At 43.5% G+C, this 13,320-nt stretch carries 14 protein-coding genes; 2 read left to right on the forward strand and 12 right to left on the reverse strand.

Annotated features, from left to right (window positions below; translation table 11 throughout):
* Positions 1-198 precede the first annotated feature (198 nt).
* Positions 199-1,215: a tRNA (adenosine(37)-N6)-threonylcarbamoyltransferase complex transferase subunit TsaD gene (gene tsaD, locus AC4MCD_RS08845; RefSeq protein WP_004782431.1), complete on the reverse strand. Its 1,017-nt coding sequence runs from the start codon at positions 1,213-1,215 to the stop codon at positions 199-201.
* Positions 1,216-1,361: 146 nt separating this feature from the next.
* Between tsaD and rpsU the strand changes: the two genes are divergently transcribed.
* Complete coding sequence (rpsU, locus tag AC4MCD_RS08850; protein ID WP_001136722.1) at positions 1,362-1,577, forward strand: 30S ribosomal protein S21; 216 nt, start codon at positions 1,362-1,364, stop codon at positions 1,575-1,577.
* 33 nt (positions 1,578-1,610) lie between these two features.
* Complete coding sequence (locus AC4MCD_RS08855; protein WP_005235099.1) at positions 1,611-2,057, forward strand: GatB/YqeY domain-containing protein; 447 nt, start codon at positions 1,611-1,613, stop codon at positions 2,055-2,057.
* A gap of 80 nt (positions 2,058-2,137) precedes the next feature.
* Here the strand turns inward: AC4MCD_RS08855 and AC4MCD_RS08860 are convergent, their stop codons facing one another.
* From AC4MCD_RS08860 to sixA, 11 genes are all read right to left on the reverse strand, one after another.
* A complete protein-coding gene (locus AC4MCD_RS08860; RefSeq protein ID WP_104426261.1) occupies positions 2,138-2,497 on the reverse strand; it encodes a hypothetical protein in 360 nt (119 codons plus the stop codon).
* A gap of 101 nt (positions 2,498-2,598) precedes the next feature.
* Positions 2,599-4,041, reverse strand: a complete 1,443-nt coding sequence (locus tag AC4MCD_RS08865; protein WP_419374926.1) for a M48 family metalloprotease — start codon at positions 4,039-4,041, stop codon at positions 2,599-2,601.
* 85 nt (positions 4,042-4,126) lie between these two features.
* A complete protein-coding gene (locus AC4MCD_RS08870) occupies positions 4,127-5,107 on the reverse strand; it encodes a 2-hydroxyacid dehydrogenase (protein WP_491875920.1) in 981 nt (326 codons plus the stop codon).
* Between the two features lie 22 nt (positions 5,108-5,129).
* Positions 5,130-5,774 carry a hypothetical protein gene (locus AC4MCD_RS08875; protein ID WP_491875921.1) on the reverse strand — a complete coding sequence of 215 codons (645 nt, stop codon included), beginning with the start codon at positions 5,772-5,774 and terminating at the stop codon, positions 5,130-5,132.
* A gap of 208 nt (positions 5,775-5,982) precedes the next feature.
* Positions 5,983-7,872, reverse strand: a complete 1,890-nt coding sequence (locus tag AC4MCD_RS08880; protein WP_419374925.1) for a M48 family metalloprotease — start codon at positions 7,870-7,872, stop codon at positions 5,983-5,985.
* A 91-nt stretch (positions 7,873-7,963) separates the two neighbouring features.
* On the reverse strand, positions 7,964-9,499 hold the full coding sequence (gene purF / locus AC4MCD_RS08885; protein ID WP_419365590.1) for an amidophosphoribosyltransferase: 1,536 nt from the start codon (positions 9,497-9,499) through the stop codon (positions 7,964-7,966).
* 24 nt (positions 9,500-9,523) lie between these two features.
* Positions 9,524-10,105: a CvpA family protein gene (locus tag AC4MCD_RS08890; protein WP_005235088.1), complete on the reverse strand. Its 582-nt coding sequence runs from the start codon at positions 10,103-10,105 to the stop codon at positions 9,524-9,526.
* A 5-nt stretch (positions 10,106-10,110) separates the two neighbouring features.
* A complete protein-coding gene (locus tag AC4MCD_RS08895; protein ID WP_005235085.1) occupies positions 10,111-11,112 on the reverse strand; it encodes a quinone-dependent dihydroorotate dehydrogenase in 1,002 nt (333 codons plus the stop codon).
* A 90-nt stretch (positions 11,113-11,202) separates the two neighbouring features.
* Positions 11,203-11,682, reverse strand: a complete 480-nt coding sequence (locus AC4MCD_RS08900) for a type II secretion system protein M (protein ID WP_419374924.1) — start codon at positions 11,680-11,682, stop codon at positions 11,203-11,205.
* On the reverse strand, positions 11,682-12,824 hold the full coding sequence (gene gspL, locus AC4MCD_RS08905; protein WP_491875922.1) for a type II secretion system protein GspL: 1,143 nt from the start codon (positions 12,822-12,824) through the stop codon (positions 11,682-11,684). The genes AC4MCD_RS08900 and gspL overlap by 1 nt, the downstream gene beginning before the upstream one ends.
* Positions 12,825-12,854: 30 nt before the next feature.
* A complete protein-coding gene (sixA, locus tag AC4MCD_RS08910; RefSeq protein WP_419365588.1) occupies positions 12,855-13,310 on the reverse strand; it encodes a phosphohistidine phosphatase SixA in 456 nt (151 codons plus the stop codon).
* Positions 13,311-13,320: the final 10 nt, after the last annotated feature.

Below are 13,320 nucleotides of genomic sequence, written 5' to 3' on the forward strand. Positions count from 1 at the left end.
TCTGCATCATTCCGCATATAATAGAGTGGGATTTCTATATTATTAAACTATTTTACGGTATCTATAAGAAAACACTTACTGTGGCAGAGTTAAAATAATTAATTTATTAATATTATTTGTTGAATATTTCTACTCCACAAAAACAATCCAATAAAAAAAGAGGCTTAAGGCCCCTTTTCTTCATCATGAATCTTTTAATCAAGCTTCGGCTGGATTCGTCAATTCTGTCATTGGCCAACGTGGAGTTGTGGTTACAGCCAAGCCATCTTGCTGTCCGGCTTTTAGACGTTGATAACCCGCAAAGGCAATCATTGCACCATTATCGGTACACAGTGCAGGTTCTGCATAGTACACGGTGGCTTTGATTTTCGCCAAGTCTGCTTCTAGGCGTTCACGTAAACGCTTATTGGCACTTACACCACCAGCAATCACCAAACGTTTTAAGCCAGTCTGCTTCAATGCCTTCACTGATTTTTTCACTAAAGTATCGACAATAGCTTCCTGGAAGCTCGCAGCGATATCAGCATCACGTCTTTCTTCACCGAGTTTCTTCATTTGAACAGAAACTGCAGTTTTTAAACCACTAAATGAAAACTCCAAACCTTGATGTAGCATTGGACGTGGGAAAGCAAAGGCATTCGGGTCGCCCTGCTCGGCCAGTCTGGAAATATTTGGACCGCCCGGATATGGCAAACCCATCATTTTCGCAACTTTGTCAAACGCTTCACCCGCCGCATCATCAATCGACTCACCGAGTAATTCATACTGCCCAATGCCATAAGCAGCCATGAGCTGTGAGTGACCACCAGACACCAGTAATGCCACAAATGGAAATTCCGGTGGCGTTTTAGAAAGTAATGGCGCCAGCATATGACCTTCCATATGGTGCACACCAATTGCCGGTTTATTTAAGGCAAAGGCCAAAGTCCGACCAAACAGTGCACCCGTCATTAATGCGCCCATCAGGCCCGGACCACGGGTATAGGCCACCGCATCAATTTCTGATTTTTTGATACCACTTTGTTCAAGCAGTTCATTCAGTAAGGGAATGAGTTTACGCACATGGTCGCGCGAAGCCAGTTCTGGTACGACGCCGCCATATTCAGCATGCAGTTTAATCTGGCTGTACAGCACCTGTCCGCGCAAACCCAACTCGCTGTCATACAGCGCAAGTCCTGTTTCATCACACGACGTTTCCAAGCCTAAAACGATCATTAAACTGCCTATAACCTGTATCAAATCTATTGCAGCAACTATTATAGACTTGTGATATGAGATGTAAATGAGTAAAATACTGACCTTCACTTGTGATCGAGGGCAATTCGGCCCTGATCTTATCCATAACTTAATGAGGATTCTTCATGCCACAAGTTAAATTGAAAGAAGGCGAACCAGTAGACGTAGCTATCCGTCGTTTCAAACGTTCATGCGAAAAAGCGGGTGTTCTTGCTGACGTTCGTAAACGTGAATTCTACGAAAAACCAACTCAAGAACGTAAACGTAAAAAAGCTGCTGCTGTTAAACGCTACCAAAAGAAATTGGCGCGTGAATCAGTACGTACTACTCGCCTTTACTAAGATTAATTTGTGATTGACTGCTTGGAATAAATAATGACTACTTTAAAAAACCAGATTACTGACGTATTGAAAGCCACCATGCGTGCCAAAGATATGTCAAAGTTGACGGTCATTCGTAGTCTGCAAGCAGCAATTAAGCAAATCGAAGTCGATGAGCGTAAAGAACTTGACGACGCTCAAGTTCTTGCGGTCATTGAAAAGCAAATTAAACAACGTAAAGAATCGATCAAAGCCTTTGAAGGCGCTGGTCGAGATGATTTAGCTAGTAAGGAACAAGCCGAAGTTGAGGTTCTCTCTCAATTTCTACCAGAAGCTATGACTGAGGAAGAACTTGATTCCCTGATTGCGCAAACAATTGAAGCGCAACAAGCTACTAGCATGAAAGATATGGGTAAGGTGATGAATTCTCTGCGTCCGCTCATAGCCGGGCGCGCCGATCCTGCACAAGTTTCAGCAAAAATTAAAGCAAAACTTGCTTAATTCCCCCATTCTATTTCAAATCTAAATCTGCGTTGAACTGCCTCCATTCCGGACAGTTCTCAGCATTTTCTTATTTATTCTTACTGTAAATTACAATCCACATTATAACGTTTCAGCAACTGCATCTCTTTTGAAGATTTTACCTGCAGTATGACATCCTGTTTGCCTACATTTTGATACTGACGATCTAGATAAGCCCGGTTCTGGTCTGCCGCCTTATACAAACGATCCACATAACGCTGCACAATCGCACAAAACTGCTGATTCTGTGATGCGCTAAAACCTTGCTGCTGCGGATTTAAACCTTTTAAAAACTGGCGTGATTCTTTTTGATAATCAGCATTAATCTGCTCAACGGACTGCACGTATTCTGCCGCACTAGCCGCCAATACATTTCCGCCACACCCCAATATCCATAAACCCAATAATATTTTTTTCATAAAATAATTAAAATAGACAACTTAGCTTTGTCCGGATTGTAGCGTGATTTAGTGAACTTCGGCTATATCTACTGAAGCTAAAAATCATTAGAAAAATAGACTTAAATTTTAAACTGTCGCGTTTGCTGCATCTGTTTTAAACGTTGGCCAATGGTTGCTGACAGAGATTGGTTGCTTTTACTAATGCGTTGAGCATGTATTAAGGATTTAATCGCAGTTTCTTCATAGCCTGACCAGTACTCTACTTCTGCACGATAGCGCAAGACATTGGCGGCTTTTATTGATGAATCAGGTGCTGCATTCGCTGCCAGTTGCATTAATCTCCAACCACTAACATCACGGGTATTGCTATTTAAAAAGCGCTGCACAATCGTTCTGGCCTGATCAGGCTGTTTGGCACGAATCAGGGTTTCAGCATATTTATAATTTAAAGCACGGTTTTCCGGCATAATCCGTGCGGCTGAACTAATGCTTTTTAGCGCATTATCCAGCTGATTTTGCCCCAGATAAATATCAGTTTGAAATAACACCTGCAAAGGATGCATTTTATTGTGCTTTTTGGCTTGATCCAGTGCGGTTTGTGCCGCCTGAAAATCTCCCTGCTGAAGTTGATAAGCCGTTAAAGCCAGCTGACCAGGAAAATCATTGCGTTGCACCATTAAGTTGAGCTGCTGTTCAGTGGTCTGACGTGACAGCACCCGCGTATACCATTTAATGATTTCAAAATCCTGATCATTTAAATTACGCTTAACCGCAGGCAACTGATTGGCACGCAAACGCGCTTCACTCATACGCTCAGTAGTTAAGGGATGCGTCAGCCAGAAATCTGGCATAAAGCTTAAACGGCTAGTGGAACGATGCATCACCTCAAAGAAATCCGCCATACTATGTGGACTGTATCCAGCAGCATACATATATTGCATCCCGATTCGGTCCGCCTCACGTTCCTGATTACGGCTATAAGTTAATTGCTGATCCAGTAGTGCTGCCTGAGAACCCATCATCACTGCTGCACCGGCATCACCATCTGCCTGTGAAGCGACTAATGCACCCACCAGAATCCCTGCTAGGGCCAACAGTCCTTGTCCTTTAAAGGTTTCTTGCGAACGACTGTAATGACGTTGTGTGACATGTGCAATTTCATGTGCCATCACCCCCGCCACTTCATCTGTATTTCGGGCAGAATTAATCAGACCCGCATTCAGGGCAAATAACCCACCAGGTACTGCAAAAGCATTAATTTGCGGGTCATTGATTACCATTAAACCAATCGGTTGCTGTAACTTGGTCTGACTGAGAATGTGGGAAAATACGGAAAGTAACTGATCTTCAAGCCATGGATCTTGAATCACAGGCATTTGTTTCTGGACTTGACGATAGACCTTTTCACCGATCATTTGTTCTTTTTGCTGGTCGATCAACCCGACGCCCGCACCAATATCCGGTACAGAAAATTGTGCAGTAGGCTGATTAAAATAATCGCTATCACTATGTCCTGCCGCTGCACACAGACTTAACCCGCACGCCAATAACAAACGTTTCAATGAAAAATCTCTAAAATTCAGTTTCAACCTGTCTCGAATATAGCATCGAAAAATGAGCATAGATGCAGGAAAATGTTATTTAATATTACTTAGATGAACCAATCACTTGAGGATTCACCACATAGCGTGGCACCCGCCCTTCAAGTGCATCGACCAGATTCTGATAAGCCAGCTCAGCCATTTTTCGACGTGTCGCCACTGTGGCCGAACCGACATGGGGCAAGGTAATGACATTATCCAGCTCAAATAATTCTGATTCTTTTAAAGGCTCTTTCTCATAAACATCCAGACCCGCAGCAAAGATTTGGTTGGCTTTTAAGGCTTTGATCAAAGCCTTCTCATCAATCACAGGCCCACGGGAGATATTCACCAGCACCGCATGTGGCTGCATTTGTGCAAGTTGTTCCGCTCCAATCAAAGCTTTTGATTCAGCATTTAAATCCACGGTAACCACTACGAAATCTGAGCGCTGCAAAAGCTCATTCAGTGAGCAATACTGTGCACTGAGCCCTTGAGCCAATTCCGGTTTTTCATGGCGATTATGGTACAGGATATTCATATTGAAACCGTAAAACCCACGGCGTGCAACTGCTGTCCCAATATGCCCTAGCCCGATTATCCCCAGCGTTTTTCCAAAAATATCCATACCAAATTGTGCTTCACGTGTCGTGCGGTGCCATTGTCCCTGTTTGGTCCAGTGATCCAGATAAGCCACTTTGCGTGCAGCTGCCATTAACAGCGTAAATCCCAGATCTGCCGTGGTTTCAGTCAGGACATGTGGAGTATTGGTCAGATAGATATTTTTTTCATTCAGATAATCCACTTCATAGTTGTCATACCCTACACTGACACTAGAAATGATTTTAAGTCGGGTTGCTGGTGCCAGATTATCGCGATTGAGCAGTCGGCCTGCCCCAATCATGCCATCGGCATCGCGCACATGTTCCAACAACTGCTCATGCACATTGCCCAGTTTCGGTTGTAAGGTCACTACGTTAAAATTTTGTTCGAGTTTTTTCTGGACATCCTGATCGATCTGGCTAAATACAATCACCTTTTGTTTCATATGTCCCTATTCCAAATTAAGATTATTCTGAGTTCGCTGGCCTGTTTTGCATAAACTGCCATAAGCGTTTTTTAAGTATGGGCTGATCCAGCATTTCCTGTAAAGATGCCAGTTGAATCATTTTATTAAGTGTCACATGCGGAATAGAGCCAAGGGAAATGATATTTTTTTCCAGGCTCATCATGTCCAGAAAACCCTGAATATAAGCTTCAACACCCCGACCATCTTGCAGGTTCACCCAAGGAAATGGCCAGTTTAGTTCATAAAATTCACTTTGCAGAGCACGCTGGATGTTGGCCCATAAATGCTGGGTTTGCTCGGTCATTTCTGTGGCATCGATGACAATCGTGCAATGTTCCAAGCTTAAAGCCTGCAAGTTGAATGGCGGAATATACAGAATTTCCCGCTGTTCCTGAGATGCAACAACTGCTGGCGCTTCACTTTTAACCTCAGCTTTTGTTTCAACAATGACAGGTTCAGGCGCGACTAAAGGAGCTTTTGCTACGGGAGCAATCTGAGTCGGTTGTGGCAGGATGATTTCGCTATACAATTCTGCTGGGGCTTGATCACGCCAGATCGAAACCTGATGCTGCTGACATACGTCGCCCTTGGGAATCCAGATATCGATTCCTAATGTTGCCAGTATGTCACGCTGATGCCCAATCATCTTTTCTTCATCACCTATTTCAGGTCGAACATTTTAACGGGATTCGCTTTTCTTTGCCGAACTATTTCCAAGCTTTTCACTCTCTATCTTGAGTCATTTTAACTCAGAATAGAAATCAATTTATAAGATTACTTTTTTCTACTGCAAGTTGGCTTATAGATCAGTTCTTGAAAACTGGAGTTAAATACATCTTATTAATTTAAAAATACTAGATAATCATCAAGCTGTTTTTCTTAAGCATTTGCTGGGTAATTTCATTGGATTCAAAACCCAAGCGCCAGTACAGAAGTTCCATTACATCCAGCTCATCCTGGGTCATGATCCGGTCGCTCCAAAGGCAAACCTCTGCAATTCCTAACATGCTCAAACGATCACGCAATAACAATCCGGCAATATCATTTAAAATCTCGGCCAAATCAATCGGCTCATCTGAGATTTCACTATACAGCTCAAGTTCTCGTGGGCTAAGAATACGATTTAAAATCTTTTCCCTAACCTCCAGCTGATTATCACTATTAATCTGCTGCACATGCAGCAAGGCATCAATCAGACGTACAATCTGTGGTTTGACCTCATCTAAAGACGTCGGTGTATGCATCGGCAACAGATTCAGCTCATACTTCACCCGCTCTAGCAATAAGGCATCCAGCAAACCGATTTCACCATCTTCCTGAATAATCCTTGCCAGCTTCATTAAAAACTGTCGCGCTACCGTAGTAGGCATTCCACCAATATTTTTACAGGCTTGCTGGAAAATCGAGATATGTACCCGTCCATCCAGATTTAATAATGAATCAATAATCGCACGACTGACTTCTGCCTCAGTCGGAATAAACTCACGATATTGCCGGATCATCAAAATCGCAATCATGACCTCACGTGAACCGGTCGAGGTTTGCAAAGCACGTTCAATCAACTCCGGACGCGGCATATTAGCACGTAGTTCAGGATTCAATGGCTTGATGGCATCTTTAATGGCGAAGCTAATTGGAGACAAACGCAATAAAGGCAAAGGCTGTGGGGATTCCCAGACTGCTGTGCTTTCAGGCACGACATCTTCGAGTGAACGGAACAGACTAAACAAAGGCTGGTTTTTTAATTTCTTCAGATTTTCAAGCTGCAGATCCTGAATCAAAGCAGGATTTAATTCATAAATACGCTGATTAATATTCGGATGAATATTCAACCAGTTCTGTGGACTTAAAGAATTAGCAAAACACATATGCGAAATGGATTCGGCATATTCACTATAAATCTGTGAACCTGAATGATGCACATGAATGCGCAATAAAGTCTGAATATTGGCATCATTCTGAATCAGACGGCGAGTTTTCTGGTCATTTTTATAGGTACGTCCGCCCAATGAAATATATTTAATAAAACGTGTAATCAAAATACCCAAGCTGCCAATCAACCAGATGACTGCTCCGATTGAGACATAGAAGGTTTCAAACTTGTTTTCTCGAGGCACATCATTGCGATAAAACCCCAACTTTGCAATCTTGCTGCCCCATTGGCTAAAGGTAGTCAGACTACTATATAGAATTTTCAGGCGGGTATTTTTAGCTGTTTCACCAGATAGAATCTTGTTAAATTCATGACTGAGCAAGCCATAAAGTTCAATTTCATCAAGGGTTTGTAATGCACCCCAAGTCAGAATAATAGCAGTATCACGTGGACTAAAACCCGCTGTTAATGCATTGACCCCCACTTCATTCGGCAGGACATACATAGCTGGCGGTTCAATCAGGAACGTATCTGCCAGTTGAGTATTGATCCGTAGTGCAGCACTTTCTTCCGGAATACTTTCCATTTGGTTCAGTCGACGCGCGCCCATTTGCTGGGCTAAAGAATAGCCGCCGGCACGAAACGTATAAAATTCATAGATGACCGAAATAATCATCAAGAACAAAACCAGTGCAACCAGATAAGGACTAAGGACATGCCACCATATCGACTGACTAGGATCAGCATAGAAAACAAACAGGCCAACAACTGTATTGATAATCAGAACTGTTAATAGTATCGCAATCAGACAAAAGCTGGCCGGCAATAGCATATTCTTGTTTTTGACCAAAGCATATCCTACGCTTTTCAATCTACCACCCTAACTGATCTGGTCTTTCCTTGGGCTCATCATAAAACAAAAAAGCGGGAAATTCCCGCTTTTTCATCATGATTTTAATTGCTTAGACTTCGCGCACACCGGTCAGGTCAACTGATGCTGCATCAATATTCACATCAATAAACTTGTCGCCTTTTTTGGCGCCATCACTGCGTTTTTGCTCTAATTGATCAAGGTATTCAGCATTGATTCCACCTGCCACATACACCCCATCGAATACAGAACAGTCAAATTCACGCAAATGAGGAACTTTCTTGGTACGCACTGCATCTTTTAAGTCTTCCAGATCCTGAAAAATCAGACGGTCAGCACCAATGATTTCACGGATTTCTTCTACACTACGTTCAGATGCAATCAGCTCAGATTTGGCTGGCATATCAATACCATACACGTTTGGATATTTCACCATAGGTGCCGCAGAAGCAAAGAACACTTTTTTCGCACCGGCATCACGTGCCATCTGAATAATTTCATTACAGGTTGTACCACGAACAATCGAGTCATCAACCAGTAGAACGTTTTTGCCCTGGAACTCAAGCTCAACCGGGTTCAGTTTTTGACGTACTGATTTTTTACGCAGTTGCTGACCTGGCATAATGAAGGTACGACCGATATAACGGTTTTTCATGAAACCTTCACGGAATTTCACGCCTAGCATATTGGCTAATTCTAATGCCGAAGTACGTGAAGTATCCGGAATTGGAATCACCACATCGATGTCGTGCTCATCACCCCACTCGCGCAGGATTTTTTGTGCCAGTTTCTCACCCATTTTCAGGCGGGCTTTATATACAGAGATCCCATCAATGGTTGCATCTGGACGGGCAAAGTACACATATTCAAAAATACATGGACGGTATTCTGGATTCGCTGCACATTGCTGGGTAAAGAAGTTACCGTCATAATCAATGAAAACTGCTTCACCTGGTTCGATATCACGTTCAACCTTGAAGCCTAGTGCCGTAATCGCTACAGATTCAGAAGCAATGATATATTCCATACCATTTTCTGTTTCGCGCGAACCGTAAATTAATGGACGGATACCATTTGGATCACGGAAGCCTACCAGACCTTGACCGGTAATCATCGCAACAACGGCATAACCACCTTTACAACGCTCATGTACACGCGTTACAGCCTGGAAAATATCTTCAGATGTTGGTACCAGCTTGCCACGTTTTTGTAATTCGTGCGCCAGTACGTTTAGTAGCACTTCTGAATCTGAATCAGTATTCATGTGACGCAGATCAGTTTTGAACAGGTCATCATGAATTTCTTCAGCATTGGTCAGGTTACCGTTATGCGCCAGCGTAATCCCATAAGGTGAGTTTACGTAGAATGGTTGCGCTTCGGCACTGCTTGAAGTACCCGCCGTTGGGTAACGCACATGGCCAATACCATAATTACCCTGTAAAGCACGCATATGACGGGTATGGAATACATCACGTACCATACCGACATCTTTACGCAGGAACAGGCGGCCTTCCTGACAAGTCACAATCCCAGCTGCATCTTGTCCACGATGTTGTAACATCGTTAATGCATCAAACAACATTTGGTTAACAGGTGATTTACCAGCTATACCAACTACTCCACACATAGCAACCTCGCAGACAAGCTAGGATTAATAAAAAGGATTATTCGTTGACGCATCTGAACTCTTGGCTTTGGATGCCGGTTCAGATGAGGAATCTGAAGGTTTCTGTGCCCCTTCAGACTTGATATGTTGCAGGGCGCCATTTGCGGCTTCTTTGGAGAGCTCTGTTGCCCAAGGCGCATATGGCAATAAAACCTGTATAAATTTAGACTGCTTCCAGTGCGGCGAACTTTCAACCCAAGGGCCAATACCCTGCATGGTAATCAGGACAATCAGCAAACCTTTCAGGCTGCCGAAAACACCGCCCGCAAGACGATTCAGCGGACCAAGTTTCAGGGTTTTTAAAATGCGGTTGAGCAGAAAGGTGACAATCCAGGTGAGTACCACAATCATTAGAACGATAAAGGCAAAGGCTGCAATCTTCTGTACCACTGGATCTGTACTGAGAGCAACCATTGAGGGCGCAAGTAGTGTTGAATATTTCGCCGCAATAATCAAGGCAAAAATCCATCCCACTAAGTTCGCAAAGGCTTTAATAAATCCTTGGCGCAAACCGTTGAGCCCTCCAATGAGCAAGATAATCAGTAGAAAGATATCAATGGCATTCATAGGATTTAAAGCGCGGCTACACAGTCTTTAACCAGTTCCGGCCCAGTATATATGAGGCCACTATAGACTTGTACAAGGCTTGCACCAGCTTTTTTCTTGGCCAGCGCATCCGCACCTGAAAGAATACCACCCACACCAATCAATGGAATTTGTCCCTTTAATTCCTCTGCAAATGCAGCCAGACATGCCGTGCTTTTCTCAAAGACTGGCGCACCGGATAAACCGCCCGCTTCTTCTGCATGCTCCAGACCTTCCACACCTTCACGTGACAATGTGGTATTGGTCACGATCAGACCATCAATCTTGTATTGCAATAACTGCTTGGCAATAAAGGCAATATCTTCAGCTTCAAGATCCGGTGCAACTTTTAATACCAGAGGAACGTAATGCTGATGTTCCTGAGCCAGTTCCAGCTGACGATTCTTCAGCGTTTCCAGCAATTCAGTCAGTGCATCGCCACTTTGTAAACTGCGCAGGTTCTTGGTATTTGGAGAAGAAATATTAACGGTGATATAGGAAGCATAATTATAGACTTTTTCTAAACAAATAAGGTAATCATCTACTGCTTTTTCTACCGGAGTATCAGCGTTTTTACCGATATTGATTCCCAGTACACCTTTAAATTTTGCAGCTTTAACGTTTTCAATCAGTTTGTCCACACCATCATTATTAAAACCCATACGGTTAATAATCGCTTTGGCTTTCGGAAGACGGAATAAACGTGGATGAGGATTACCAGGTTGCGGGCGTGGAGTAATAGTACCAATTTCAATAAAACCAAAGCCTTGACTGGCCAAGGCATCAATATAGGCACCATTTTTATCTAACCCTGCTGCAAGACCGACCGGATTAGGAAATTCGATTCCCATACAGGTCACAGGTTTCACAGCAACATTTTGACGCATCATGCCCATTTTATGGGATGATTTTAATAGTGATAGTGTCAGCTCATGTGCACGCTCTGGTGCTAAAGAAAACAACAAAGGACGGGCTAGAGAATACAACATATCTAGAAAAGTCTACTGCTTTTTAAGTCGGCATATTATAGGCATAGGCTGACAAAAAAACCATGCTTTGCAAATCTTTATTTTTACCAGTTATTGCACAGTCGCTGTTAATTTAATCTGCCCTGCTTCATTATTTAGTTCCATTTTCTCGATACTTAGCCCCATCTGCGCCAGCTGCGTCAGGAAGTTGGCCAGCACAGAATAATTTTCGTGAGACAGCATCAACTGAATTTTTCCATCCATTTGCTGTGATGCGACCGACAGCCCTTGTTGCTGGGCAACGCGCTGCACTTTTTCTGCTGCATCTAATTGCAAGTCTCCTGCCGGCTTCATAGTAACCGCATTGCTTTGCATCCAGACCAGCGTATCTTTTAGATCATTTAAACGTTTCTGCTGGGTATCTGCTGCCTGATGCATTGCCCAGAGTGCACTCGAGACAGCGGCAACCAGTACAAAAATCGTGGTAAAGATCACCAGAATGCGTTCACGTGCTGACAAGCGATCCAGATAATCGGTCAATTTTTCAATTTGCAGATCCATGCGGTTCTGTAAGGTTTCAATGGCTTTCATTATTGTATTTTCACCAGTCCTACGGCGCCTGTTCCATTCGCCTGTATATTCCCCAATTCTACTTTAAAGCCCTGCTGCCCCAGCTGCTTGGTCAAAGTATTTAGACTTTCAGATGAATTAGACTGTAACTGCAGACTCAATCCAGACGGATCATAATTGACGCGCTGTGCCACAATCTGGTTTTGCATCAACACCGGCCCGACTCGGCTAATGAGCTGCAAAGCCTGAGTGTCTGCAGTTTGACTTTGACGAAGCTGGGCTTCGAACTGGCTTTTAATATTCTGCTCAGTGACCGGATAATTTTGTCCGAACCAGTATTTAAACTGGTCAATCGCCTGCATCGCAGTGGTATTGGCGACTTTTTTATATTGGTACCAGCGCACCGCATCGTAAGTGAACTGCAATACCAGAATCCCAAGAAAAACCGCCGCACAGGCTTTCCAGTAACCAGAAACAGTATGATCCGATTTACCCTTTGGCAGGATATTAAATGGATGCTGTTGCGGTTTTTTTAGCATTGGCAACGTATATTGGAACGAGTTTAATTGTTCACGTGTTGCCACAGCTTCCAGACTACTCATTTGTTCAGGGCTGAGATTGCTGACCTGATATTCCAGATCTTTGGGCTGAAAATCCAGATAAAGGCTCAAGTCATCCACTGACTGGCCAATATATTCAGCTTCACGTACCAGCAGATGCCCACCAATTTGTGCAATAACGCGCTGCTGTGCATGTTCAGGCACTGGCAAAACCAGAAAGTCTGGCAATAAAGCAGCGACTTTAACAGGAATCAAATTAAGGGCATGTTGCAAAGTTTCAACTGTAGAATTTGCAATCCCCATGATACTGATCTGGTCAGGCTGCTGAAAATGATGCAGCACTTTCATAGTATCGACAGGCAGTACTACATATTCTTCTAACAGATATTTGATGCCATCATTGCCCATTTTCTTATATTGGCTCTTAGGCAAGGTCTGCTGCAAAATCTGCACATGACGACTTGGAAAAAAGACCGTCGCCTCTTCACCATGATAGGCCTGAATATCCTGAATCAACTGCTCGAGTGTCGCAGCAGCGTTCCAGAATTCCCCCTTTGACCATTGCCAAACCCCATTGGCTTCCGGCATCCATAAATACAACATCGATTGTGTTCTACCGTTTTAATTGGTTTTTTATACTGTTGGAATAAAGCTATTAACTTGTGTTGATAGACCTGGTGCAATCACAGCCTGATCATAAATACGTGCTTCTGACAAATGAAACGGATGAAAAGACTCTGTCAGCAGAATAGAGGCAATATGCGCCACAACATTCATATGACAAACCACCGCAATGGACTCATACGGCAACTGCGACAACCATTCAACTGCAACTTTGGCATCATCATCAGGCTTGATCGTATTACAGATCACCACAGGCACATCTTTAAAATAATGCTGTAGGTGCGCCAGAGTTTCCTGCGCACGCAATAAAGGACTGACCACAAATACTTCCGGTTTAATGATGTCCTTTAAATACTGCGCTGTCTGTTCCGCCTGTTGATGCCCGCGCTCCGTTAGGGGACGTTTGCTATCATTCCCATTCACTGGTGGCGCGGCTTCGCCATGTCGCACTAAAGTCAGTTGCATCTTATTTCCC

It is taken from the genome of Acinetobacter sp. CAU_H_78 (assembly GCF_058599365.1).

Excerpts from the sequence above, each read along its gene's own strand:
- AC4MCD_RS08890 (WP_005235088.1), bottom strand. The coding sequence starts at position 10,105 with ATGAATGCCATTGATATCTTTCTACTGATTATCTTGCTCATTGGAGGG.
- AC4MCD_RS08870 (WP_491875920.1), bottom strand. The coding sequence starts at position 5,107 with ATGAAACAAAAGGTGATTGTATTTAGCCAGATCGATCAGGATGTCCAG.
- rpsU (WP_001136722.1), top strand. The coding sequence starts at position 1,362 with ATGCCACAAGTTAAATTGAAAGAAGGCGAACCAGTAGACGTAGCTATC.
- AC4MCD_RS08895 (WP_005235085.1), bottom strand. The coding sequence starts at position 11,112 with ATGTTGTATTCTCTAGCCCGTCCTTTGTTGTTTTCTTTAGCACCAGAG.
- gspL (WP_491875922.1), bottom strand. The coding sequence starts at position 12,824 with ATGTTGTATTTATGGATGCCGGAAGCCAATGGGGTTTGGCAATGGTCA.
- AC4MCD_RS08860 (WP_104426261.1), bottom strand. The coding sequence starts at position 2,497 with ATGAAAAAAATATTATTGGGTTTATGGATATTGGGGTGTGGCGGAAAT.
- sixA (WP_419365588.1), bottom strand. The coding sequence starts at position 13,310 with ATGCAACTGACTTTAGTGCGACATGGCGAAGCCGCGCCACCAGTGAAT.
- purF (WP_419365590.1), bottom strand. The coding sequence starts at position 9,499 with ATGTGTGGAGTAGTTGGTATAGCTGGTAAATCACCTGTTAACCAAATG.
- AC4MCD_RS08900 (WP_419374924.1), bottom strand. The coding sequence starts at position 11,682 with ATGAAAGCCATTGAAACCTTACAGAACCGCATGGATCTGCAAATTGAA.
- AC4MCD_RS08855 (WP_005235099.1), top strand. The coding sequence starts at position 1,611 with ATGACTACTTTAAAAAACCAGATTACTGACGTATTGAAAGCCACCATG.
- tsaD (WP_004782431.1), bottom strand. The coding sequence starts at position 1,215 with ATGATCGTTTTAGGCTTGGAAACGTCGTGTGATGAAACAGGACTTGCG.
- AC4MCD_RS08875 (WP_491875921.1), bottom strand. The coding sequence starts at position 5,774 with ATGATTGGGCATCAGCGTGACATACTGGCAACATTAGGAATCGATATC.